This is a genomic window from Shewanella sp. MEBiC00475 (assembly GCF_005234075.1).
Lineage (GTDB): Bacteria > Pseudomonadota > Gammaproteobacteria > Enterobacterales > Shewanellaceae > Shewanella > Shewanella polaris.
This window is the reverse complement of sequence record NZ_CP039928.1, coordinates 210,078-236,074: the sequence shown is the minus strand read 5'-3', so window position 1 is coordinate 236,074 and position 25,997 is coordinate 210,078. Positions and strand designations below refer to the sequence as shown.

General features: G+C 41.1%; 21 protein-coding genes and 1 pseudogene. 11 read left to right on the top strand and 11 right to left on the bottom strand.

The window, feature by feature from the left end; genetic code table 11:
* Positions 1-45 precede the first annotated feature (45 nt).
* The gene (locus tag FCN25_RS01030) at positions 46-1,536 is read left to right on the top strand and encodes an MATE family efflux transporter (protein ID WP_137221167.1); all 1,491 of its coding nucleotides are present in this window, start codon (positions 46-48) and stop codon (positions 1,534-1,536) included.
* A 113-nt stretch (positions 1,537-1,649) separates the two neighbouring features.
* Here FCN25_RS01030 and FCN25_RS01025 read toward each other — a convergent pair whose 3' ends face one another.
* The 4 genes and pseudogenes from FCN25_RS01025 to FCN25_RS01010 form a co-directional block, all read right to left on the bottom strand.
* Positions 1,650-1,847 carry a DUF2986 domain-containing protein gene (locus FCN25_RS01025; RefSeq protein WP_137221165.1) on the bottom strand — a complete coding sequence of 66 codons (198 nt, stop codon included), beginning with the start codon at positions 1,845-1,847 and terminating at the stop codon, positions 1,650-1,652.
* Positions 1,848-2,064: 217 nt separating this feature from the next.
* Entirely contained in the window at positions 2,065-2,511 is a 447-nt protein-coding gene (locus tag FCN25_RS01020) for a hypothetical protein (RefSeq protein WP_137221163.1), read from the bottom strand.
* A 169-nt stretch (positions 2,512-2,680) separates the two neighbouring features.
* Positions 2,681-3,036, bottom strand: a pseudogene (locus FCN25_RS01015) (glutaredoxin family protein).
* 120 nt (positions 3,037-3,156) lie between these two features.
* Positions 3,157-6,486, bottom strand: a complete 3,330-nt coding sequence (locus tag FCN25_RS01010) for a DUF748 domain-containing protein (RefSeq protein WP_175405809.1) — start codon at positions 6,484-6,486, stop codon at positions 3,157-3,159.
* 311 nt (positions 6,487-6,797) lie between these two features.
* On the opposite strand from FCN25_RS01010, the gene FCN25_RS01005 reads away from it, so the two are divergent.
* From FCN25_RS01005 to FCN25_RS00990, 4 genes are all read left to right on the top strand, one after another.
* A complete protein-coding gene (locus tag FCN25_RS01005) occupies positions 6,798-7,193 on the top strand; it encodes a GNAT family N-acetyltransferase (RefSeq protein ID WP_137221159.1) in 396 nt (131 codons plus the stop codon).
* A gap of 138 nt (positions 7,194-7,331) precedes the next feature.
* Positions 7,332-8,033 carry a DUF445 domain-containing protein gene (locus FCN25_RS01000; RefSeq protein ID WP_137221157.1) on the top strand — a complete coding sequence of 234 codons (702 nt, stop codon included), beginning with the start codon at positions 7,332-7,334 and terminating at the stop codon, positions 8,031-8,033.
* Between the two features lie 189 nt (positions 8,034-8,222).
* Positions 8,223-8,573 (top strand): VOC family protein, encoded by a 351-nt coding sequence (locus FCN25_RS00995; RefSeq protein WP_137221155.1) that lies wholly within the window; start codon positions 8,223-8,225, stop codon positions 8,571-8,573.
* Positions 8,548-8,751 (top strand): DUF1289 domain-containing protein, encoded by a 204-nt coding sequence (locus FCN25_RS00990; protein ID WP_137221153.1) that lies wholly within the window; start codon positions 8,548-8,550, stop codon positions 8,749-8,751. Before FCN25_RS00995 ends, FCN25_RS00990 begins: the two co-directional genes overlap by 26 nt.
* Before the next feature lie 3 nt (positions 8,752-8,754).
* Here the strand turns inward: FCN25_RS00990 and FCN25_RS00985 are convergent, their stop codons facing one another.
* Both FCN25_RS00985 and asnB read right to left on the bottom strand, forming a co-directional pair.
* The gene (locus FCN25_RS00985) at positions 8,755-9,273 is read right to left on the bottom strand and encodes a GNAT family N-acetyltransferase (RefSeq protein WP_137221151.1); all 519 of its coding nucleotides are present in this window, start codon (positions 9,271-9,273) and stop codon (positions 8,755-8,757) included.
* Between the two features lie 125 nt (positions 9,274-9,398).
* Positions 9,399-11,063: an asparagine synthase B gene (gene asnB, locus FCN25_RS00980; protein WP_137221149.1), complete on the bottom strand. Its 1,665-nt coding sequence runs from the start codon at positions 11,061-11,063 to the stop codon at positions 9,399-9,401.
* A 444-nt stretch (positions 11,064-11,507) separates the two neighbouring features.
* Between asnB and FCN25_RS00975 the strand changes: the two genes are divergently transcribed.
* Positions 11,508-11,906, top strand: coding sequence for an ACT domain-containing protein (locus FCN25_RS00975; RefSeq protein ID WP_137227290.1), 399 nt, complete (start codon positions 11,508-11,510; stop codon positions 11,904-11,906).
* A 107-nt stretch (positions 11,907-12,013) separates the two neighbouring features.
* Here the strand turns inward: FCN25_RS00975 and FCN25_RS00970 are convergent, their stop codons facing one another.
* Both FCN25_RS00970 and FCN25_RS00965 read right to left on the bottom strand, forming a co-directional pair.
* A complete protein-coding gene (locus FCN25_RS00970; protein WP_137221147.1) occupies positions 12,014-13,672 on the bottom strand; it encodes a M28 family metallopeptidase in 1,659 nt (552 codons plus the stop codon).
* Positions 13,673-13,946: 274 nt separating this feature from the next.
* Positions 13,947-14,693 carry an HAD-IIA family hydrolase gene (locus FCN25_RS00965; protein ID WP_137221145.1) on the bottom strand — a complete coding sequence of 249 codons (747 nt, stop codon included), beginning with the start codon at positions 14,691-14,693 and terminating at the stop codon, positions 13,947-13,949.
* 845 nt (positions 14,694-15,538) lie between these two features.
* Here FCN25_RS00965 and FCN25_RS00960 point away from each other — a divergent pair.
* Complete coding sequence (locus FCN25_RS00960; RefSeq protein WP_137221143.1) at positions 15,539-15,823, top strand: hypothetical protein; 285 nt, start codon at positions 15,539-15,541, stop codon at positions 15,821-15,823.
* Positions 15,824-16,652: 829 nt separating this feature from the next.
* On the opposite strand, the gene FCN25_RS00955 is transcribed toward FCN25_RS00960, so the two are convergent.
* The 3 genes from FCN25_RS00955 to FCN25_RS00945 form a co-directional block, all read right to left on the bottom strand.
* On the bottom strand, positions 16,653-17,669 hold the full coding sequence (locus tag FCN25_RS00955) for a substrate-binding domain-containing protein (RefSeq protein ID WP_137221141.1): 1,017 nt from the start codon (positions 17,667-17,669) through the stop codon (positions 16,653-16,655).
* 491 nt (positions 17,670-18,160) lie between these two features.
* A complete protein-coding gene (locus FCN25_RS00950) occupies positions 18,161-19,288 on the bottom strand; it encodes a zinc-binding dehydrogenase (protein WP_137221139.1) in 1,128 nt (375 codons plus the stop codon).
* Between the two features lie 140 nt (positions 19,289-19,428).
* On the bottom strand, positions 19,429-20,106 hold the full coding sequence (locus FCN25_RS00945) for a glutathione S-transferase family protein (RefSeq protein ID WP_137221137.1): 678 nt from the start codon (positions 20,104-20,106) through the stop codon (positions 19,429-19,431).
* Between the two features lie 221 nt (positions 20,107-20,327).
* Between FCN25_RS00945 and FCN25_RS00940 the strand changes: the two genes are divergently transcribed.
* The 4 genes from FCN25_RS00940 (at position 20,328) to FCN25_RS00925 (ending at position 25,862) form a co-directional block, all read left to right on the top strand.
* A complete protein-coding gene (locus FCN25_RS00940) occupies positions 20,328-21,230 on the top strand; it encodes a LysR family transcriptional regulator (RefSeq protein ID WP_137221135.1) in 903 nt (300 codons plus the stop codon).
* 475 nt (positions 21,231-21,705) lie between these two features.
* Positions 21,706-22,818: an agmatine deiminase gene (aguA, locus tag FCN25_RS00935; protein ID WP_137221133.1), complete on the top strand. Its 1,113-nt coding sequence runs from the start codon at positions 21,706-21,708 to the stop codon at positions 22,816-22,818.
* 78 nt (positions 22,819-22,896) lie between these two features.
* Positions 22,897-24,606 carry an amidase gene (locus FCN25_RS00930; protein ID WP_137221131.1) on the top strand — a complete coding sequence of 570 codons (1,710 nt, stop codon included), beginning with the start codon at positions 22,897-22,899 and terminating at the stop codon, positions 24,604-24,606.
* A 575-nt stretch (positions 24,607-25,181) separates the two neighbouring features.
* The gene (locus tag FCN25_RS00925) at positions 25,182-25,862 is read left to right on the top strand and encodes a class I SAM-dependent methyltransferase (RefSeq protein WP_254693701.1); all 681 of its coding nucleotides are present in this window, start codon (positions 25,182-25,184) and stop codon (positions 25,860-25,862) included.
* The last annotated feature ends 135 nt before the right edge of the window (positions 25,863-25,997 follow it).

Sequence of the window (25,997 nt, the reverse complement as noted above, 5' to 3'; positions counted from 1 at the left end):
AGCATCCCATTTGCGTTTGCTTATTATTGACACTCAAGGATATTAATGACCGCCGCTAAATTTGTTGATGGCTCAATTTTACGCCATATATTGGTCATGAGCTCTACTGCTGCAGTGGGTATTTCGGCGCTGTTTGTCGTTGATCTACTCGATATTTTCTTCTTAAGTCTGCTCGGCGAAGTTGAACTTGCCGCCGCCGCAGGTTATGCCAGCACTATTTCATTTTTTACCACTTCAATTGGCATCGGATTATCTATTGCACTAGGCGCATTGGTGTCAAAAGCGGTGGGTTCAAAAAATATTAAGCTCGCTAAACGTTTGTTTTTAAACAGTGCCATCGTGACATTATTGACTAGTGTGCTGGTGGCTGCAATCGTCATCGCGTTTATTCCTGAACTGTTAGCGTTGGTGGGTGCTACGGGACGCACAGCGGAGTTAGCGCAAAGTTACTTGTATATTTTAGTGCCGTCATTACCGTTTATTTGTTTAGCCATGGCGCTTGGTGGTGCATTACGCGCCGTGGGTGATGCAAAATTGTCGATGATGTCGACCTTAGCTGGCGGTGGTGTTAATGCCATATTAGATCCTATCTTCATTTTTTCTTTATCAATGGGTATTGAAGGTGCGGCTGCCGCGTCTGTTTTGGCACGTATTGCGGTGTTTATTATTTCTGCCCGTGGCGTAGTGATAAAACATAAATTATTGGGTCGATTCTCGTTTGACGAGTTTAAACAAGACCTTGGGGTTATTTTTGCCATTGCTGCACCCGCCATGCTCACCAATGTAGCTACTCCGATTGGTAATGCGGTGGTAACCCGTGCCATTGCAGATTTTGGTGATAGCTATGTAGCAGGTTGGGCTGTATTGGGACGTTTGATCCCCGTATCGTTTGGAATGATATTTGCGCTATCGGGTGCGGTTGGGCCGATTGTGGGGCAAAACTTTGGCGCCAACGAAATTGAGCGTGTTAGGTTGAGTTTAACCAAAGCGATTCAATTTTGTGTTGCTTATGTATTGGTGGTGTCACTGGGACTGTTTTTATTACGTAATGTCATTATTAGTAGTTTTGACATGAAAGGCGATGCGGCAGAACTTATATTATTTTTCTGTCAGTATATTGCAGTGTTCTTTATTTTCTCGGGAATGTTGTTTATTGCTAATGCCTCGTTTAACAACTTAGGTAAGGCCAAGTACTCCACTTTATTTAATGTAGGTAAAGCCACTATTGGCACCATACCCTTTGTGTATTTTGGTGCGCAATGGGGTGGTGTGTTTGGGGTGTTAATTGGTCAGGTTATTGGCGCGGTTATCTTTGGAGTGATAGGTATTTTATGTGCATATCGATTAGTTGATAAAATCAGCCGCCAAGGTTTATTTTCAGCTAGTGCAAATCAACAACTGCTAGAGGACGATGCGATTAACATTGATATGGTGGCTGCGCCGTCACCCATGCCAGGGCGAACGCTAATGGCGCAATTAGACGAAGAACCCTTGTGTAAGCAATTATGCCAACAAGATAACAGCGAAAAAAATTAGCGCAGGATCCAAATTGTTGTGATGAATGATCCCAATTTACGGCATTTAAAAAGCCCCTATCAGGCCAAGGCCAAGATAGGGGCTTTTTGTGACTAACAGCTTATTACACGATGTTAGTCTTTATCTGATTCTGTGATATTTTCTGTTGCTGTTGTTTGTTCAGCGGCTTCTGCTAACGCGATTTTTTCGCGTTCAGCTTTAGAGATATAACGCTCAACAGGCTTATTGCTCGGGTTAGACGGAACCACTTTGTTTTTACGAGCCTTGGCGCGCTTGGCTAGCTTTTTGATCATCTCTTGCTTTCTGTTCATCTGATTTCTTACTTTTAAAACGACACACTATTCATTTCATTCTTTAATGATAAACAGCATATCGAAGCGTGATGACACTGGTCTATAAGCCAACGGCAACATCACGAGGAAATTTGGACGCTAATTTTAGCTTAATTGTACTGCGGGATATAGTTTTTTATCCGTCAGTGTCACTATTTGCTTTTTATTTATGGTTAAAACGTGATGGGTTTTAACATTACGCCCCGTATTTTTTGATGTCTTCTGCGGTGGCACCATCATTACACTCACCACGGATTTCACCGCGCTCAGCTTCAACATAACGACTTAATTCGATAAAGCCTGCTTGACAATAACCGTTCATTTCAATGGTTTTTTTGAGCCCAATATCGATTTGTTGATTCCATAATTCTAAACGATTTTGAGTATTACGTTGCTCTATTAAGTAGCTTTGAGCATCTTGTTTACTTCGACGTATATTGAGATCGCGCGGAGCTCCAGGAATACTGCGATCAAGTGCCGTGGCTAATTTGGCTTTGTAGACAAATAACTTAATCCCTTTTCCTTTAATTTCAGTACTGAATGAGTCGCGAAATTGTCCTACAAAATCCATTGGGTCTGGTTCGCTGGCACTACAAGCACTGAGAAGTATCATACTACAGATGATTAAACTGATTTTTAACACACATAACCTCATCATTTTTTTAAGACACAATATCCGAAAAACTGCTGTAAAACACATTTATAAGTCATTGATGGAAAGATTAATGACATCGTGAGAGAAAAATGATTTCTATAGCAATCGGTTAGCCACAGTATTGAAATAAGCTGTGGCAAATGACGGTACCAGTAATTTAGGCAAAACGTTCGTTGAGGTAACTGGTAATGGCTTTTGATTCATATAACCATTGGGTGTTTCCGTCTTGCTCGATGCGTAAACAAGGCACTTGTAACTTGCCCCCTGGCTTACTAACACACGTTGGTTGTCATCTTGTTTGGCATCGACTAGATTAATTGTTAAGTTTTGACGACGCATATCGCGACGAACTTTAACGCAAAAAGGACAGGCCGCGTATTGATACAACGCCAGTGATTGAGTTTGTTGATCGACAATGGCTTGTTGATCTTGCGGACGTTGGCGCTTTTTAGGGGCAAACACAAAATTCAACAACAAAATAATTCGACCTAAAATCCAGCGAACGATAAACATAGATAACCTCAATCTTAACAATATTAATAATACGACATGATGACAAACGCTTGTTATTTAACGTTTGTAATGTATGCGCAGTCTACCCGATGTCGGTAGCGGTTAACAGGTATAGACAGCTTATTTTACTTGTAGTTCCAACAATGCTTCAGCGGCATTTTCTGCTGTGTTGATGCGGCTTTCAAGTACAAACACTTTACCAGCATCAATACCTGCTTGATCAATTAAGTAAGCTTTAACCACTTTGGCACGGTCATGTGCTAATTGACCAAACTCGTCGGGAGTAAATTGCTGGTGATTTATAAGCATATTGTATAAACCTATATGCCAACGAGTAATCAATTCCGGCTCTGTCAGCTCTGGTGTTTGTTGTTGTAACGTTTGCTTTATATCAGATGGTTGTTGCGACAATTGTTGTTCAAACAATTGATACAGAGCATCAACTAGCGGCCCAGTAGTAGGGAATTTACTGGCGGATAAATTGATTGGCAAATCTGTCAAAGGTATAGCTGCGGCTTTAGCCAGTTGTTGTTGCAGCTTTGTTTCCGCTAGGGCTTGTTTATCATTAATTAGGTCAATACTGCCTTTGATATTGAGATTAAGCAGTGGCCGGTCTTTTAATGCTTCGGCCAGTTTGTCTAACGTGTGTTTTTGTTTAGTCGAAATGTTACTGAGACCATAATCAAAACTGATTTTATCCATTTGTTCATCATCACCAACAAGTCCTGCTAAAAATGAAAACGGCGAGGTCACCGCTTTGGTAATAATATTGCCTAATGCATTAATGATGACGCTACCAAAGCTAAAGCTGGGTGAATCAATATCACCCGTTACATCGACACCTAAATCAATAACGCCGTGACGGTCTTGCAATAATGCTACCGCTAATGTGACAGGGAGGCTGGTTGCTAAACTACTATTACTGGGTTTACCCAGTTTGAGTTGGTCAATTACCAAATGATTGCTACCGACTAATAAATTGTTATTAAGCTGATACTTTAAATCTAATGACAATTGGCCTTTATCAATATAATAGCCCGCATACGTACCTGAATAAGGGTTAACCGAGGTTAACTCTACTTTGTCAAAATTCAAATTAAGGTCTAAATAAGGTTGCGCCAGTAACGGATTAACATCACCTTTTAAAGTCACTGGTGCGTATTTATCTATTTTTCCCGTTAAATCTACTGATGCTGTGGTTTGTGGGTTAGAGGATAAGTTAGTTATTTGGCCATTAAGCATTTCAATGCCTGAAGCAAAATTGGGCGTTAACGAGTTGTCAGCAAAAAACGCTGAACTGTCTTTTATGCCAATTTTATTAATATTGAGCTGCAATTTTGGCTCGTCGTCAATTGCTGGTTCGCTTTCGGTAGATACCGTTGTTACGATCACATCTGTATCTTTACCTTTATTGGCTTCTACCTTAACAGTAACTTGTTCGGCGTCAGTTGAAGTGTCATCAGTGTGGATTAACGCACCGATATTCGTACTTCGGTCAGGAGAAATAATGATTCGGCTAAAGAGGTTATCAAAGTTTATTTCGTCAATATCAATTTTTGCGTGTTGACGATCAAAGGATAACTGGTTGATGTCCATGGTTTGCCATGTCAATAAAGGCTGATGTAGCACATTATCGTTAATGTGCAATTGGCTGATGTTTGCGCTGCCCGAATAGGTAAGGGTACCTTTGGCGTCTGCTTGCAAATGGCCCTTAGTGGAAAACTTACCGTCTTCAAGGGTGATGTTAATGTAAGGGGAGATATAAGGTTGTAAGCGTGACAACAGCATATTACTAAAATCAATTTCAGCATTGAGCGTTTGGGCTAATGGATCAACTTGCCCTGTAGACGTTAATAGGCTCTGAGCGTTTATTCCTGTCGAAAATTGGTATTCAATGGGTGTTGATAGGTCTGAATTAATGATGCCAGTGCTAATATCAATAGGGCCGAGTTGCCAAAGGATGATGTTATCACTGGCAATGCCTTCTCCAAGTTCGACTTGATATTGTGCCACACTGATTTTGTTAAGCGTCACCAACCACGGGGCTTCAGCGACAGATGTATTAGGTGCCGTTGTCGCTGTTGATTGCGCAAGTTGTGCCTCAGCATCCGTTTGTGATTCTTGGATCTGATTATCGCTTGAAGCTTTTGTTACTAATTCAGTTGCTAGCTCAGTCGTTTTCTCAGTTGTTACTTCGTTCACCGTTACAATAGCGTTATCTGCAATGAAATCAGTAGTTGTGCTGTTAGCGTTGGTATTATCAATCTTGTTGATATCTGAGTGTGTAGTCTCAGATGATGTAGTCGTTTCGCTAGATTGGCTGCTAACTCCTGTATCAGTCGTCAGTTCGGTGTCTTTTGGCAACAATAAGGCGACTAGATCAGCTCCTGTTGGAGTAATATTGAGTTTTATTCTGCCATTGTCAGTATGAAATTCATCAATACTAACGTGCTTAGTTTGAGTGTCTACATTGATGTTCTTTAAGGCTAATACATCAATGGCAATCTTTTCATCTTGTTGATGCACCGCTTTAAAATGGTCAATCACTATTTGCGCATTTGATACATTAATATGATTTATTGGTGCTAAGTTTTTATCTTGTAAGGTTACGGCATATTGTCCGTTTAAGTTGAGCATGCCTTCTGCTAAGTTAATTGCAAAAAGTTGATCAACAAAAGACCAATAACGCGATAAATCAACACCAGCAACGTCGAGAACACCTTGTATGGTCAGTGGGGCTAATTGAAATTGTCCTTGTAGTGTCACGGAACCGTTAAATTGGTCTTGTATACTCAGCGCATAGCGATTAACTCGGTCTTGTTGATCCGTTAACGCATTACTCAGGCTATTAAATTGCATCAATGACACATTAATATTTGGGTAGTTGATATGGGTATCGGTCACGTTGTCATCTAAGGTGAATACACCTTGTTGGATTTTTATTTTACCTATCTTTAACGGCAAAATACTCGTCGGTTCAGTAGTGGCAGTCGCTGGCTGAGTATTTTGGCTCAAGCGGGTAATAATATCGCTAAAGTTAAATACCACTTGCTTATCATCCGCTTGAGAGCGTGAAACCTTAATAGTGGGTTGTTCTAGACTGATGTCTTTAATTACTAATGACCAAGAAGTGATAGATTGCCATATTTGAATGTTGCCATATAAATTAGCCAAGGAAACAAATGTTTGTTGGCTATTGAGCTTCTTAACAACCAAACCCGATAACGTCAGTTCTAATGTAAATGGATTAATACGAATATCTTGCAGGGTTACGCTTCGGCCTAGTTGTTCAGTTAATAATGTAGGCGCTTGTTGTTTGACAATATACGGAATTAATCCACCCAGTAAGGCACAGCCAAATAAATATATAGCGACAATATAATAGCTGATTTTTTGTAGACGAGAGCGCGGTTTAACCGCAGAGCACATTTGAGTGAAAAACGAGGTCATATAAACTAATCTTGATGTATAACAGAGGTAATAGTTGTGCATTTTACCAAAATAAATCCCTTTTAAGGATATTTTTTTGTTCAAATACGGATTAATTTACATTAAATGACATTGGTGTTAGCTTTATAATTAATTGGTGTTAGTTTTATAATTAAGAACATGTAATTAATAGGTTTTATTTATTGTATTTACGCTTGTTTTTTTATGTTATGAACTAACAGCTTATAATTATATGTTGTTTTTTTAACCTTGATGGAATATCTCATCTTGTGATATTTAATCTGGGCATTTTTCAATTTCAAGGATGATAAATGCAAATCCGTCTTGCTTCGAGCATCGACCTAGAACCGTTAAGTCTGCTATTTGATCTGTATCGGCAGCAATTACACCAACCATCTGACTACCCAGCGTGTCATGCATTTTTGAAATCTCGCTTAGCTGAAAATGATTCGATGATCTTTGTATCCATTAGAGATGATGAAATGGTGGGCTTTATTCAACTGTATCCTTCATTTTCTTCATTATGTCTTGCGCCAGTATGGTATTTGGAAGATGTTTTTGTAAAACCTCTGTATCAACATGAGGATGTTGTGAGCCAGATGTTTCAAAAAGCTCAGTTTCTAGCACAAAGCATTGGCGTTTTATTAATTAGTCATCTTAGGGCTGAAGTGCTTGCCGAGCCTGAACAAGTCAGTTGTTCGCAGTAAAGTCGTTGTTATTCCTTTAAGTCAAAAGTCAGGTTCTGTGACGTGATGAAAGATCAGTTATGTAGACCTCAGTTATTTTCTGGTAAAATAACTGAGGTTTTTTATTGATTTTCCATTATAGATGTTAAGGACAAGAGATTGAATAAGAGCGTATTAACCAACCTTATAGCGGCCATATTTATGCTGGTCGGGTATGTGTTAGATCAACATATTGTGCTAACGATAGGATTATTTGCATTATCGGGTGCGTTAACCAACTGGTTGGCGATTTATATGTTATTTGAAAAAGTCCCTGGTTTGTATGGTTCTGGAGTGGTTCCATCTCGTTTTGAAGAGTTTAAAGTTGGTATTAAACATCTAATGATGGATCAATTTTTTACTCAAGAGAATATTGATCGCTTTTTAACAACCAGCAGCGCTAGCAGTATTGATTTAAGCCCTGTGATTGAAAAAATTGATTTAGCACCGTCATTTGACGCATTAGTCGATACCATTGAAAAATCATCTTTTGGCGGTATGTTAGCGATGTTTGGTGGTACAGAAGCATTGATCCCTTTAAAAGAACCGTTTATTGAAAAAATGAAACTGTCTTTAGTTGAATTGGCTCAAAGCGAAGAGTTTAATGCGATATTAGTGAATGAGCTTGAGCAGCCAAATATCATTGCAGATATGCAAGAAAAAGTGGCCAATATTGTCGAACAACGCTTAAATGAGCTGACACCTCAATTGGTTAAGCAAATCGTTCAAGATATGATTAAAACCCATCTAGGTTGGTTAGTGGTATGGGGCGGAGTATTTGGCGGGATTATTGGCGCAGTTGCGGCCTTGGTACAACAATAGTGCAGCAATAGGACGGCACGCTATACTTTACGGCATAGTATTAGTTTTAATTTGGATTATGTATTTAATCATCGGCTTGATGATTTGTATTAAAACCGCGCTATTAACCCTGTGTAAGTAAATGATAGACACTATTGGATATTGTTATAAGCATAGTTTAAGTGATAACCCTGAGTAACAGAGGTGAGCATGAGTAAGCATCATAGTATTAACTATTTAGAAATACCCGTGAAAGACATCATTGCAACCAAAGCTTTTTTTACTCAGGTTTTTGGCTGGCAGTTTCAGGATTATGGCCCTGAATATAGCTGCTTTTTGCGGGTGGGTATTGATGGTGGTTTTTATCAAGCCGACACTCAATTTACCTTAGCAAAAGGCAGCCCATTAATCGTGCTTTATAGCCAAGACTTAGCCGTTACAGAAGCAAAAATCATTCAGGCTGGTGGACATATCACCAAAGCGATATTTAGTTTTCCGGGTGGTAGACGTTTTCACTTTACAGACGTTAATGGTAATGAATATGCCGTATGGTCAGAATAAACCAAACTTTTTTGACTCGCCTTGCGTGAGAAATTGTTGTTTAGATGCCGAGGACATCTGTTTAGGATGTCATCGTTCATTAGACGAAATTCTAGCTTGGCATACTATGGATGAACAACAAAAAAGCACGTCGCTTGAAATAATCAAACAACGTGCAATAGCGTATAAAAATCGATAGTAGTTAGTCAGCTAGAGTTTGATTTGTTGTTGACTCGATATCGGTTCTAAATAAGCTAAATCCGCGATCTTGATAGTTTTGTAACGCGCTTGGGTGATCTAACGAGCAAGTATGTACCCAAACTCGGCGAGTGTTCGGTAACGACCACGCTTGTTCAATGGCTTGAGTCAGTAAATAGCCGCCAAAGCCTTTACCGATAAAGCGCTCGCCTAAGCCAAAATACATAATTTCGACATTATCGTTATCTTGTTGCTGCAATTCAAAATAACCCGCTGGTGCACCGTCTTTATACGCCACAAACAAATGCAAATTATCTTCTTCGCTGTATTCCTGCCATTGGCTATCGGACAATGCTAATTTGTCTGTCCACTCCCAGGCAGCACCCACAAATTGATATAAAAAACGATTGAATTGATATTGTTTTATTTTCGCCTCAACCACGGTTAAGCCGTTGGCATCGTGCTTAGGTTTTAATTGACTGCGGTCGGTCATCTCAAGGTTAAAAATGCTGATATCTGTCATGGTGAACCCCATTGTTATTGTTATTGTTATTGTTGTTTTATTAGAGTGACGAATATCATCATCTTACAAGATGGCACCCAACAAAAACACCACCCAATTGGGTGGTGTTTAAAAGTTGTGAAAAATTAATATGCGCTAGCGTGAACGTTTTTAACTGCTCGGCCGGATGGGTCGTTAAGACCTTGTAGACTCGCATCCCACAATAGTGCTTCAGGTGTTGAACATGCTACTGTTTTTCCACCTGGCACTGTTTCAGCTGCGCTGGCTAATGGGAAAAACTCTTCAAAGAAGCTGCGATAGAAATAGGCTTCTTTTGACTCAGGCGTGTTGTAAGGGAAACGGAATTTTGCATTAGCAAACTGTACGTCATCTACGTTTTCTGCTGCGTGGGCTTTTAAGCCATCAATCCACGAGTAACCAACGCCGTCACTGAACTGCTCTTTTTGACGCCATACTACTTCTTTTGGCAATTTATCTTCAAATGCTTGACGTAAAATGTGCTTCTCGATGCGGCCATCTTTAGACATTTTGGCTTCAGGGTTGATGCGCATTGCCACGTCGATAAACTCTTTATCTAAGAAAGGCACCCGAGCTTCAAGTCCCCATGCCGCCATGGATTTGTTGGCACGCAAGCAGTCAAATAAATGTAGTTTATCTAGCTTACGAACTAACTCTTCATGAAATGCTTGAGCGTTAGGCGCTTTGTGGAAATACAGATAACCACCAAATAGTTCGTCAGCACCTTCGCCAGACAACACCATTTTAATGCCCATTGCTTTAATTTTGCGCGCCATTAAGTACATTGGCGTTGCCGCACGAATAGTGGTTACATCGTAAGTTTCTAAGTGATAAATCACTTCTTTAATCGCATCTAAACCTTCTTGGAAAGTATACACAATAGGGTGATGAATAGTGCCAATGGCATCGGCCACTTTTTGCGCTGCTACCAAATCTGGTGACTCGGCTAAACCTACTGCAAATGAATGCAGTTGTGGCCACCATGCGCCAGTTTCGCCGTCGTTTTCAATACGGTGTTTTGCATATGTTTGAGTAATGGCAGAAATCACTGATGAATCTAGGCCACCAGACAATAATACCCCGTAAGGAACATCTGACATTAGCTGACGCTTCACTGCCGCTTCTAGTGCTTCACGCAATTCTTCAATGCTGGCTGGGTTGTCTTTAACGGCATCAAAATCTTGCCAATCACGCTGATAATACTGTGTTGGTTTACCATCGGCAGAATATAAATACTGTCCAGGGTAAAACTCTTCAACTGTTTTACACACAGGCATGAGAGCTTTCATTTCAGAGGCAACATAGAAGTTACCTGACGAATCGAGGCCAGTATAAAGTGGGATAATGCCCATATGGTCGCGGCCGATTAAATATGTGTCTTTGGCTTTGTCATACAGTACAAATGCAAAGATACCGTTCAGTTTGTCTAAAAAGTCACAACCGTATTCTTGGTAAAGTGACAAGATCACTTCGCAATCTGAGTTGGTTTGATATTGGTATTTATCACCTAGCTGAGCTTTTAACTGCTTGTGGTTATAAATTTCACCGTTTACGGCTAACACTATGTTGCCATCAAGGCTGATAAGCGGCTGTGCTCCGTGGTCAACGTCAACAATTGATAAACGTTCATGAGCTAAAATGGCTTTGTCATCAGCATATATGCCAGACCAATCTGGGCCGCGGTGACGCAACAGTTTTGACATTTCTAACGCCACTTGGCGAAGTTTGCTTGCATCAGTTTTGATGTCTAAAATTGAAAATATTGAACACATAATACGGCTCCGGCAGCGTTGGCTAATCTTTATCTGGTTCCTACTTTGCCAGCATTTTCGTTAACTGCCAAGCATGATTTTTAAGATAACGTTATAAATATGACCATTTTAGTGATTTTATCTCGTTAAATTATCTTTTTGTTTGATTAATGCTTAACAATTTCGTGTTTTTATTGATGAAACTTTATTTTTTTTATGTTTATGGCGATTTTTTTTAAGATTTCATAATCAAATACAATTAAAATCATAATTGCACTAAAGCAGTGCTTTTGACGCTTAATTGAACATAAATGGGGCGAAAGGGTTATTTTACGGCTTTAACCTAGCCATAATAAAGCTTGTGTGGCATGTTTATGCACGATAACAGGGCTTAAATTTGTTAGCTAAAAGCGACTTACTTTTAAGAAAACACATTGTTAACGGAAACATATTAAAGGAAACATGATGGTTGGTGAAACAAACTTAACGGCATTACTCGCATCGATGTTACCGGTATTATTAGATGAAGAATATGTGTTTTGCTCAGTGCAGGGCCAATATGGTGATTATCAAAACCTATTGCCACTCGCGACGTTTCGTGAATCAGAAGGGCTAACATTAGTGTTAACAAAAGCGGCAGCAATTGAAGGTGGCTTGCCTTTTGAATCCGTGTTTAAAGGCATTACCTTAACAGTGCATTCTAGTCTTGATGCTGTTGGTTTAACGGCTGCTGTGGCTAATAAGCTCACCGAAAAAGGTATTAGCGCCAATGTTATTGCAGCTTATTATCATGACCATATTTTTGTGCAAACAGAAAAGGCGGCCTTAGCCATTGAAGCGTTAAATGAGTTCAGTCAAGTGTAACGGCGGTTTATCTAACTCATGTATTAGCGCCATAAATATCGATAAAAAAGCCCATCAAATACATGATGGGCCAATCCTTGGGTGGGAAGGCGTAGGGTGGTGCAGTATTAATCTGCTGGACGTAACTGATTAAATTCAGAACCTGCAAAGTAACCTGGCCAATCTTGATTATTACCTAACTCTGCAGCAGCTTGGTAATACACGTCTAAATCTTGTAATGCGCCAGATAAATCCCACTCAGGGTGATAATGGTCGCAAACATTGTGATAACAACCTTTCATCTTTTTGCTCATGGCCATTTTGTATTGTGCCGTGGCTTCATCAAGCGGTTTGTTACCACCACCAGCAAACACTGCTGGTACGCCTAATTTAGCAAAGCTGAAATGGTCTGAGCGGAAGAAGCCGCCAGATGCAGGATTAAGCTCGCCTTGGCTGGTTCGATTTTGTTTAGCTGCAGCGCGATCTAAATAGTTCTCTAATTCGGACTGGCCTTTACCGACAATGGTGTAATCTTTGGTTTTGCCATAAATGTTAGTGCTGTCTAGGTTAAATACTGCCACGGTTTTATCAATTGGATAAATAGGATTAGCGGCATAATAACGTGAGCCCAATAAACCTTGTTCTTCGCCGGTAGTGGCAATAAAGGTTAACGAACGGGCTAAGCCGTGACCTTGTTTGGCTTGCTGGGCAAACTGTCGGGCAATTTCTAAAATACCTGCTGTGCCAGATGCGTTATCTAATGCACCATTATAAATTTGGTCACCGTCTTTGGTTTCATCTTTACCGATATGATCCCAGTGTGCGGTGAATAAAATCTGCTCATCGGCTTGTTTACTGCCAGCTAACGTTGCAACCACATTATAACTGTTGGCATATTCTGCTTTATTGGCAAATTCAATGTTAGCTGTTTGTTCTAAATCGACATTAAGTGAACTGTTAGCGGCGCGATCCATTAATGATGTTAATGACAGTCCCGCCTTGTCGAACAAGGCAGTAGCACTGTCTAAGGTTAACCAACCTTCAATTTGGACCCGCTGATCTTGTTCTGCTTTGCTTTGGACTAAATCTTGTTGAGCACCGGTCCAGCTATTTTCAACCACAGACCAAGGGTAAGAGGCAGGCTTGGTATCATGGATGATAATTGCGCCTAATGCGCCTTGGCGACTGGCTTCTTCAAACTTATAGCTCCAACGCCCATAGTAGGTCATTGCTTTGCCATTGAACTTGGCACCTTCTGGATGCGCAAAGCCTGGGTCATTCACTAAAATAATGGCAATTTTGCCTTTCATGTTGAGGTCTTGATAATCATTCCAGCCATATTCAGGCGCATTAATACCGTAACCAACAAACACTAACGGTGCATCTTTAATACTGATTTGGTTGTTATCGTGACGACTGCCTAACACGATATCTTGGCGATACTGCATATCCAAACCAGCTAAATTAACCTGTTGTTGCTCGCTGGCGGTGTAACTTACCATTGGGACTGGTTGTAAAAAACTGCCTTTATAGGCGCCTTTAAGCCCCATTTTGGTGAACGCTGCAGACAAATACTCTAAGGTGAGTTTTTCACCATGGGTTGTGGGCGCGCGACCTTCAAACTTATCTGAAGATAATGTTTCGATATCGGTTCTAAAGCGTTGTTCATCAAAGGTTACTGCTGTCACTTTAGCCGGAATAATATCATCGGTTACAGTGTGTTTAGCATCATCGCCGTTACATGCGGACAGTAAGGCAATGGCGCAAAAAGGGAATAATCGTTTCATGCTATGTCCTGTTATTGTTATTTATTTTTATTTCAGACAAGCATAATGAGCCAAGCCAGTACTTGAAAACAAGGTCACTGGCTTGGAATTGTGTTACCTAATGTAAATTGTGTCTTCGATACTCAACGTATTAACTGGTTGATCTTGTTAGCGTGAATCAATGGTCCACTAAGGACGTTAACCATTTAACGCCGAAATCATCTTGATACTGTCTATTATCAACGACCTTATCTCTGGTTAATAAAGTGTCTCGTGCATCATAATTGCGTCGTGATTAAACGACGTCAATATCACCAGCACAGGCAAATACATGGTTTGGTCTGAAAGGTTCTTTGTCGATATCGCTTAATTGGCTTACACCACTGGTCACCAGAATAGTTTCCAGACCCGCTTGAAAGCCAGCAAGAATATCAGTACGCATATTGTCGCCAATAATCACAGTATCTTCAGAGTGTCCCTGAATATGATTTAGGGCAGAACGGATAATCCATGAGCTAGGCTTACCTACATAAAATGGCATTTTACCTGTTATACGTTCAATGGCTGCACATAATGCGCCACAAGCAGGGCTAAATGCTGGGCCATGAGTGTCTGGGTTGGTGGCAATAAAGCGTGCACCGCCAGCAACAAAGCGAGATGCTTTATGGATCATGTCCCAGTTGTAAGACCGAGTCTCACCAACGATGACAAAATCTGGATTAATATCGGTAATGGTAAAACCTGCATTGTAGAGCTCGTGGGTCAGGGCGCCTTCACCAATAACATAGGCTTTATTACCCGTTTGATGCTTAAGAAAATCTGCTGTGGCCATGGCTGAGGTATAAAAACAATTCTCTGGCACATTAATACCTGCAGCGCCGAGTCGATTTTGTAAGTCTATGCCGGTTTGTACCGGATAATTGGTGAGGATAACTAGCGGATTGCCTTGTTCAAGTATGCGGTGAATAAACTTGTCACTTCCTGGGATTAGTTTGTTGTCGTGCAATAAAACACCATCAATATCGCAAATAATATTTTTCATTCAGTCATTTCTTCCTTCAAATACAACTTGCTTACATCTAATGCTAATTCAATTGAGAAAACAACGATTAAATATTAAAAATGCCTGTTGGGTGACTGATTTACTGTGTTGTGAGGAGATCGGTGTTGATTGCTTACTATTGTTTGGGGGAGTAGAGAATATTCATTTTAGCGTTTTTGTTGTCTATATGGCCTGCGGCTACTAAGGTAGTTGCGCTTTACCCACACCAGAGCAAAGGGGCAAAGCGCATTCTTTGTTATAAATCAGCCTTTGTAAATCTTTAGTTTTGCGGCGACATTTTCAAACAGCGAAAAGATCGCCTAACGTCCTGTCAGGCTCACGCTATTTTCTTCAACGTGCTCAAGTCCAGAGTTGAATCACACCCGTTGAAAGTAAGGTATTTAACTCATTTCTGCCCCAAAACGAGTTGGTGCTAACAATGGGATAATCAGCATAACCTTACTTTTTCTAATCGATTATGACCGCCTTACTTGTCGTCCAAATGACTGGTTGCCTATACAGGTATAACTGATTTTCTCCAAATTGAGATAATTCTGGCGCCAAAGGATGCGTAAAATGAGCTTTTTACGCATCGATAATTTTGTAACATTCGAGAAAACCCATACATATCAATCAACTGCGATTTTTTTTAAAGTGTTGTATAGACCTCGTAAACAAAGACGCATTCTTTCTCCGGCAGTATTTTGAGCATTACTTACGTATTCACGAAAATATTAGATTTACAACAAGGACTTAGCGATGGTATCTTTGAAGTTTGAATTGAGCAGCCTGGAACATTATTGTGCTTCTATTGAATAAGCTGTTATGTTTCAAGGATGATTACGATGAAAAAGTCAATGAAAGCACGCGTTTTCATATATTTTTGCGCATTTATACTTCCCATTTTATTTATTTTAAATTGCGAAGGCTGGGATGCTGGCGGTATGAGTGTAAGTAGCTGCACTATTGAAAATTTTATTTTTATAGAGGCTGCTAATTTTGTTATTGGCTTATTATTCTTTAGTTCATTTATGGCCTTCATACCTGTCTTAATATATATTTTCATTGTTATTTTATCTTTTGAGTTATTTTTGACTTTTATGAGAAAACTAAACGAAAAGTATGGTTGATTATCTCCATAATGAAACATAACAAGGGTTTTCAAGTCGGACAAATTACAGTTGGCTTTTTGTTCGTGCCTCACTTATTTTAGCCAACAGCAATTTGCCGCTTAAAACGGCGTTACCACATATCAGGTCGCCATACTTTACCTAATGGAAGTCGTTGCTTTCAGAGTTTCAGCTCTAAATGATTTCTGTCCATAAATGAGCCAGAAGCCATGATTGAAAATATCTAAATTCAGCTTTGAACTTGAGGCCGTTGAAGACTCTTTATAAAAGAAAGCGTGAGCCTGACAGGGCGTCAGGCTAGCTTTCGCAGTACAGGTCGTTCTTTGGCGTCCTGCCATCACGACATTCGTGAATCCATTCACATCAGATGTACCATCGGAAGTGTTAGCATTTTCATTCTTTATTATAAGATGGGCCGAAGATGGTTACATATGCTGTATGAAGCTCGATTAATTTCCGTCGCAATTTTTTCGCTGCTGTTGTTTGGTTAAAAAGCGAAAATGTTGCCGGCAGCAGGGGGGATCCAAGAGGGGATTACTGTTGATCCCCTTTTGGCCCGTGCAGGGTGGAACCTTGCGATCTTAATTCAAACGCAGTTTGATAAATCGAGAGTGGGCGAAGCGCCACGACGTTAGTGGCCGCAGGCCATAAATACATAAAGGCCGTACAAAACAAAAAACACCTGGATCCCGGCTCAAAAGCATTACCGGGACGACGTGAGAGTTGGGACGACGAGAAGGCTGTTAGCAATCATCTATTCATATATGAGCATAAGCTAAACCTAATCAGGTTGTGTAACGTTATTTGGATCAGGCGAAATTAAATATGATTACAATCCCGAAACCTTGGTCTTGGTACATGTATCAACGTTCTCTGGTGTGCAAAATGTGATAGGTGTGTAAATTGTTTTGTCATATTTTTGGTCTGTTACAATTTTATACAGTGTCAAAATGGCTTGTTTTCCCATTTCATATGGGGCTTGACCAATATTGATATGAACAAGATGATCTTCCAACATCGTTAATTGTTCAGAGGATGTATCAGTAATAATAATGATGATCTTGTTGTTATTAATTTTTGCCTGATACGGGGCAATCATTTTACGGTAAAGTGCTTGGTCATTTTGCGGCCAACCACCAACAGCAATAAAAGAGTCTGCTTTTACAGGCTTACCTTTCATTACAGATTCCATTTGATTAACAGATTGAGCCAGTTGATCAAAATTAAAGAAAGGCTCTCTAACTTCAGTCCATCCCAAATCGTTATTAAGCAATTCTCCAGGAGGTTCATTGTATTTTTTTCCCGATAATGCGGAACGGACCCCCATCAGTCTTAAATTCAGATTAGGAGAATCTGGTCGCCCAGATTGCATGATTAGCGTTCCCCCATTGGGCCGAAGTTTTTTTAACTCTTCACCTAATGACTTACCCAATTCAAAATTGTCAGTGCCTATATAGGCTAGGCGTAAACTATTAGGGTTTTCGTTGATTGAAGCATCAATATCAGAGTCATAGGTAATAATCGGGATACCGGCTTCTTTAGCTCTCTTAAGACTATTTTGAACGAGATATTTAGATTGTGTAACGGCTACAGCGATACCATCTATACCTTCATCAATCAGTTGATTTATTACCTGATCTTGCATCCTAACATTACTTATATCTAGCCCCCGATATATGCATTCCACGCCTTTTATTTGAGCAGCAGCATCTATACAGCCAGCTTTGCTTTGATCAAAAAAAACACTATTAAATTTAGGTACCACGGCAAGTTTCAATTCTTTTCCATAGACAGAAGGTATGATTATTAGACTAAAGGCCGCAAGCAATACAAGTGATCTCACCACACTCCCTCCTGAAATAAATTATTGTGCGACTCTGCTTATACTAGCATATAGCAAAGAAGTTCATTTAAAGATACGAGCTGAAACGGTATTACTGAATACATCAGTGTGAGCTAATCGATATGGTTGTGTTTTGAACGCCCCATGGTGACCTTTTCGCATCTGTTGTTTTAAGTCAATAGAGAAAATATTGCGGGGCGGCAGGGCCAATTTTTTTAAAGAGTTATAAGAGTTAAGAAGGAACAACCGTTGATTTCCTCTTGGTCTGGTGTAGGCGAAGCACCACGACGTTAGTGGCCGCAGGCCATATCTAAAAAAGACCTTTTATCCGTAAGTGGGTTAACCAAACTGGACCTTAGCGTCTTTATAGCCGTCATAACTTATAGATAACGGCTTAATAAAAAAGCAGATACCATAATCAGTATCTGCTTTTTCATACGTTTCAATCACTCCATCACTCAATCACTTAAGCGGTTATAAGCTCTGAGGATTAATTACTTTTGCGGTGTAATTAAGTACTTCTCACCAGTAGCTTGTTTAGAATAACCCGCCATTGATTTTAATTGTAATACCTCAGCCAATGACACTTCATGGGTGTAGTGGCTTGCAAACGTGGTGGTGATTTCATCTGCAACACGTTTACGCATCGCCATAACTGTTTTAGTGCCTAATTTACCGAGCGCATTGAATAATAAGAAGCCATTAACACCCCATGCAAAACCAAAGTTACGGTTTAGGGTAATAGGGCCACGGTCTAATGCGCCATAAATATAAACTTGTTTGAAGGTGTCGGATCCATAAACGCTGTGTTCTTTCATATCACGCGCTGCAGCCACTTCCATACAGTTAAGAATGTCACTGGTTAATTTACCGCCGCCAATAGGGTCAAACGCAATCGTTGCACCTGTTTCAATAATCGCCGCGGTTAAGTCAGCAAGAAAAGTATCACTGCTTGAGTTAACAACATATTTAGCGCCCATATCACGTAGTAGTGTTTCTTGTTCCGCTTTACGGACGATGTTAATTAAATCGACACCATCGGCAATACAAATACGGTTTAACATTTGGCCAAGGTTAGATGCCGCCGCCGCATGAATAATGGCTTTATGACCTTCAGCACGCATTGTTTCAACCATTGCTAAAGCGGTGAGTGGATTAACAAAAGAAGATGCGCCTTCTTTAGCTGTAGTGCCTTGTTTTAATTCTAGGCAGCTTTGCACATTGGCGCAGAGGTATTGACGATACGTTCCACCGCCAATCACCGCAACGGTTTTGCCCATAAGTGCTTTTGCCGCAGGCGATGAACCTGTTGCGACAACAGTTCCTGCACCTTCATTACCAACAGGAATGGCTTTACCCACACGGGTTTTAACCGCTGGCATAAACTTAGCTGGAACATCAGCAGTAATGACTGGGCTTTGTTCAGTGCCTGATTGTGTAGCAGTTGACATATCAGCAGCGCTGAACAGAACTGCTAAATCAGACGGGTTTAATGGTGCTGCTTCAATGCGAATAACCACTTCATCGGCACTAGGTTGTGGCATGTCGATGTTTTTTAACGCGAGTGTTAATTTATTGTCTTCGCTGATGGTCGAAGTTAGTTGGATATTAGTATCTGTCATTTGGATTTTCTCCTGCAAAATAATTAATTCTTTGAGCCAATCACTTTATTGTATTGGCTGTGTTCTGTTTGTAATTGAATTTAAGGCAAACGTCAGTAATGAGTGTTTTTATTGCTAACATTTATTATTCCGCGTTCAGCTTATGTAGCTTTCGCCGCTTGGATTTGAGCTTTCACCTTTTGCATAAACTCGGGCATGTTTGCTAGGCGATCTGCCTCTACTTTTTGGGCAATAACAGATTGGATCATGGACTCGTTCCACTGTTTCATTCCGGGTATTTCTGCCAGTACATCCCAGTCAAGTTGGCTAGAGCCAAACGCGCTGACAATGGTGTTGACATAATAAACGTAAATGTCAGCCATGGTGAATTTTTCACCGGCAATCCAAGGTGAAAACTGACACAAACGACTTAAGCCGGTAATACCGCGGGTTAATACCTGGCGTACTTCAGCTTTAACCAATTCTGGAACTTCAGTGCCAGAAAATACATAAGGTATAAGTCGTCTGCTTGGCAGTTCGAAATAAAGCTCTGCCATTTTCATAATTTGACGCACAACTGCACGCTCACCAGCATTTTCTGGGTATAGCGGTATTGCAGGGTAAGTTTCTTCGATAAAGTCACAAATGACACTCGACTCTGAAATATTCAGTCCTTCAGCCGTTGTGATAGCTGGTACTTTGCCAGCAGGACTGACTTTCAGTAACTCGTCACTACCACCGTAAATAAGGTGTTCTTGAAATGGCAGTTGTTTATATAGAAGTACATGTTTCACTAGGTTGTAATAGTTGCTAGCAGCAAAACCGTGCAAAGTAATCATAAGTCAGTGTCCATCATTTACGTGTAGGTTGGTGTTAATTGCCGAAAAATGCAATTAACACCTGTATTTTTAACACGCGGCAACAGGGTTAAGGTTGCAATGTTTAAGTTAACTGTATTATTACCTGTTTTAATTTGGTTATATATAAGGGAAAATGCTAATCACTATTGCTTTTAAGACAATAATAAAGCCAAAACACTCAGATTTTATGGAGAAGCAAGTTGGATCAACTACGTGCAATGCGGTATTTCAGTAAGGTGGTCGAAACGGGCAGTTTTACCAAAGCGGCGAGTGTGTTTAATGTGCCGCCATCATCGCTGTCGAGACGAGTTGCTGATTTAGAAAAGAATTTGGGGGCGACCTTGTTAAAGCGTTCGACCCGAATCGTTAAACTAACCGAAGTAGGGCAAATTTATTATAACGATGTACAGCAAATATTGAATCAACTAGCGCAAAGCAATGAGACGGTTCGTAGTTACCAAACAACGCCAATGGGACGTTTGCGGATCAGTTCGATGGTGGGTTTTGGTGAAAAGATATTACTGCCGCTGTTAGATGAATTCAGTGATTTATATCCTCAAATTGTTTTAGATGTCAGTTTAAGTGACGAGTTATCAACACTTGGACGTGACGATGTCGATATTGCTATTCGCGGTGGTTACGCGCCAAATGAACGCGTGTTAGCAATAAGGTTGATGGACAATGGTTTTATCCCTGTGGCATCACCAAGTTACATAGAAAAACACGGTATTCCAAATAATGCGATGGAATTAACGCAACATAATGGCCTGTATTTTAAAGCGCCAACAGGGCCAACGCCTTGGTTATGTCATATGAACGGTCAATGGCATGACGTTTCAGGTCCCGCTGTGGTTATTTCAAATAATGGCCCCTGGTTGGCAAAAAAGGCCTGTGACGGTGAAGGCATTTTAATGTCAACTCGATGGGCATTAGCGTCTTACCTTGAGTCTGGAAAATTGGTAGAACTTAAGTTTGAGCACGAGTTAGCTATCACTCAACATTCTGATATGGCCGTTTATTTGTTGTATCAAAAACAACGCTATTTAGTGCCAAAAGTAAAAGCGGCAGTAGACTTTTTAGTTGAACGAATAAAAGTGAAATGAGGGTTAAAGAAGCCAATAAAACTCTATGGAAGAGTTTGTGAAGCAACTAATCTCTCTATTGATTGAAATCACTTTACGGGTATTAACCATTTTTATAGTCATTTTAGCATTAGAAAAATAGGCATTAATGCTAATGCATTGATGTCATCAGTGGATCAGAGTCTTTAGCCATTAATCCTAATTTCATGATTGCACTCATTCAATGAACTTGCACCTTATTGTCCTACAAATGGTCATTTATGCCCTGCATACAACTCTTTAGTGCGAACAGTCTTAAATAATATGATATAAAGTGATATTTCATCGAAGCTAAAACTCACCTTGTGTAGACGTGGCAATTTCAGCCTAACTATCCGCGTGATGAATGTGGTAATTCGATTTATTCATTTGATTAATGTTAGGCGCATTTTTATTCTGTCGTCCTATGTTGGGCGCACTCCCTTATCGTTTTTTAGCATCACCGGAGACAAAACTCATGACAAACATGAATGTGGATGCCACGCAGTTAACGACTAAACCATCCCAAGATGGTTTTTGCATGCCAGCCGAATGGGCCCCGCAGCAAGCTGTGTGGATGATTTGGCCATATCGTCCTGATAACTGGCGCTCTGCTGGGGCTTATGCTCAGGCGACGTTTGCTAAAGTGGCAGATGCTATTGGTGCTGTTACCCCTGTTTATATGGGTGTACCCAAGGAGTTTTTGGCACAAGCCAAGACGGTCATGCCTTCTCACGTTACCTTAGTCGAAATAGATAGCAATGATTGCTGGGCTCGCGATACCGGGCCTACAGTTGTGGTGAATGCCAAGGGCGAATGCCGTGGTGTTGATTGGGGCTTTAATGCCTGGGGTGGTCATAACGGTGGTTTGTATTTTCCATGGGATAAGGACGAGCAAGTAGCGCAACAGATGCTGACCCAGCATGGATTTGAGCGTTATCAGGCTCCGCTTATTCTTGAAGGTGGTTCTATTCATGTCGACGGTGAAGGTACCTGCATGACGACGGCTGAATGTTTGCTTAACAGTAACCGCAACCCAGATTTGACTCGTGAACAAATAGAAGCATTACTGGCTGAATATTTAAATGTTAAGCAGTTTATTTGGTTACCAGAAGGCGTGTACATGGATGAGACTGACGGACATATTGATAATATATGCTGTTTTGCTCGCCCAGGCGAAGTGGTTTTACACTGGACTGATGATCAAACCGATCCGCAGTATCCTCGTTCAAAAGCCGCTTTGGATATTTTGCAAAATACTGTTGATGCACAGGGGCGTAGGTTAAAAGTCCATTTACTACCACAGCCTGGTCCTTTGTATTGCACAGAAGAAGAAGCGCAAGGCGTAGTAGAGGGGACTGGTGTTCCACGCACGGCGGGCGAGCGCTTAGCGGGTTCTTATGCAAACTTTTTAATTACCAACAATCGTATTGTTTTCCCGTTACTCGACCCAGCAACCGACGATATTGCAGCACAAAAATTGCAAGAAATATTCCCAGAGTATGAGATTGTCGGTGTGCCTGCCCGTGAGATCTTATTAGGTGGTGGTAATATCCATTGTATTACTCAACAGATCCCCTCAGGAAAATAAGTAAACCCAAGGAGAACACAGTGACCATTTATGTCACTGTTGTTTCAACACAATTGGCTTTTAAGAAGAGGTCGTAACATGTTCGAAGTCACTGAGGTTCCCATTGCCGAGCTGCGTACAGCTCTCGAATCCGGTCGCACCACAGCGGTTGAACTGGTGAAGTCTTATCTAACAAGGATTGATGCTTACGACGGCCCAGCGACACAGACCAAGCTGAATGCGCTAGTTGTTAGCAATCCAGGTGCGTTAAAGGAAGCGGAGGCTTCTGATGCACGCCGAGCTCGTGGTGAAACACTGAGTCCACTAGACGGCGTTCCTTATACAGTCAAGGACAGCTACTTAGTTAAGGGGCTTACTGCGGCTTCTGGTAGCCCAGCGTTTAAGGACTTGGTTGCTCAATACGATGCCTTTGCCGTCGAACGTCTGCGCGATGCAGGTGCTATTTGTTTGGGTAAAACCAATATGCCACCTATGGCTAATGGTGGTATGCAGCGCGGTCACTACGGTCGCGCCGAAAGCCCATACAATGCTAATTATCTTACCGCTCCGTTCGCCTCTGGTTCTTCAAATGGTGCAGGTACTGGTACCGCTGCAAGTTATTCTGCTTTTGGTCTAGCTGAAGAGACATGGTCGAGTGGTCGTGGGCCAGCATCGAACAACGGTCTGTGTGCTTATACTCCATCACGTGGGGTGATTTCTGTGCGTGGTAACTGGCCGTTGACACCGACTATGGATGTTGTGGTGCCTTACACTCGTACTATGGCAGATATGCTTGAAGTGCTGGACGTTATCGTTGCAGACGACCCTATTACTCGTGGTGATTTATGGCGTCTACAACCTTGGGTTGAAATCCCAAAAGCATCGACAGTACGTCCAAAATCTTATCTGGATCTTGCCGCTCAAGCCGACACGCTTAAAGGCAAGCGTTTTGGCGTACCGCGCATGTACATCAATAAAGATGAGTTGGCTGGCACCAGCGAAAACCCTGGCATTGGCGGCCCGACTGGCCTGCGCATCCATACTCGTGCGTCTGTTATCGATTTATGGGAAGCTGCACGCTCAGCGCTGGAATCTGCCGGAGCTGAAGTCATTGAAGTGGACTTTCCGCTGGTTTCTAACTGTGAAGGTGATCGCCCTGGTGCGCCGACTGTGTTCAATCGTGGCATGGTCACGCCTGAGTTTCTCGACGATGAGCTATGGGCGCTATCGGGTTGGGCTTTAGATGAATTCTTGCGTGCTAATAATGATCCTAAATTGAACAAACTGGCAGACGTCAATGGGCATTTGATTTTCCCACATGATCTTGGCACCTTGCCTAACCGTGAGGGTGACCTCGCCGCAGGCATGGATGAGTACGTCAACATGGCCAAAAGAGGCCTTAAGTCGTATAACCAAATCGACAGTATACCGGATGGGCTGCGCGGCTTAGAGAAGACACGCAAGTTGGATCTTGAAGATTGGATGGACGAACTCAAGCTTGATGCTGTGTTGTTCCCAACTATGGCAGATGTAGGCCCAGCAGATGCACAGGTTAATCCAGCTTCTGCGGACATTGCGTGGAGTAATGGTGTTTGGGTTGCTAACGGTAATCTTGCTATTCGCCACTTAGGTGTTCCGACAGTGACTGTGCCAATGGGCGTAATGGCCGACATTGACATGCCAGTAGGTTTGACTTTTGCTGGCCGTGCTTATGATGACAACGACTTGCTTCGGTTTGCCGGTGCATTTGAGGCAACGGGCAGCAAGCGCGTTATCCCTCCACGTACGCCAATGCTAAGCAGTAAATAATAAGCACTATGCATTAAAAACTCAAAACGGGATTGGCTCCAGCATGCCAATCCCGTTTTTTTATTACAACGTAAATACCTCTTAAACATTAACATGATGCAGTGATATCGCTGATAAAAAATGGCGTTGGTGTTTTGAATAACAAGTCTAATCATCATGTGCTAATTACCTTGTAACGACAGTGATGAGGTGATGATAAAACAAGGCGCGCTTTTAGGTAGGCAAAGTGAGTCGTTACAACACTTTTTACACCGTTTTCTCTTAAGGCTCATTGACTTCATATCGGTGTACAGTTTCATTAAGCCACAATATTGCACTCGTCATCCTTCAGAAATACGCAGCTTGTTAATGAAAGCCAGAAGTCACCTTGGTGAGGAAACCAAACATAAAGCGCTATTGCTCACAGAGCAGATGAGAAAGGATTTAAATATGTCGTTCGCTGTAATATAAGTAAAGGTTCTAAACAATATCACTTCATGTCAAAAGATTCGTAATCAGCATTGAGTTTCTTCTACACATTACGCCAAAAGCGGAATATCGAAGGATAAATTTGAACACATGAAAGGAGGTTTCTTGTGACAAATAGAAAAATGGTAAACACGAATTTGGATGTAGAACATCTAAACAAGCAAGAACAACACTGGGAAAGTATATTTTCCGGTAAACCCAATATGTTTGGAGAATCCCCAAGTGATGCGGCTGTAAAAGCTGTAGAAATATTTAAAAAAGAAGGTAAAACTAATGTCCTTGAAATTGGCGGTGGTCAGGGGCGAGATACCATGTTCTTTGCCGAAAATGGTATTTGTGTTCAGGTGTTAGATTATTGCCAGTCAGGTGTGCATGCTATAACAAAAAAAGCAGAAAATAATGCGCTCTCTCAACTGGTCACCGCGAGATGTCATGATATTAGAAATCCACTTCCTTATGAAAATGACTCATTTGATGCTTGTTTTTCCCATATGCTTTATTGCATGGCATTAACTACCAATGAACTTGAGTTTCTCTCAAGCGAGATAAAACGAGTGTTAAAGCCGAGCGGGCTTAACATATACACAGTAAGGCATACTGGAGATTCTGATTATGGAACAGGAACCCGTATAGGAGAGGATATGTATGAAGTTGGCGGCTTTATTGTGCATTTTTTCTCAAAAGAAAAGGTAAGACAATTAGCTAAAGGGTATGAATTGGTTTCCGTTGATGAATTCGAAGAAGGTTCGTTACCAAGAAAGTTATTTCGTGTAACGTTGAGGAAGTAATAGTGGATGAAAGTTACCTAACGACTTAATAGTAAAAATCAGCATGTCGGTATTAATGACCGGTAATAAACAATATTTATAGGTTGTTCAATTTTGAGGAGACTGTAACTAATTTTGTGTAACTGCTTATCAAAA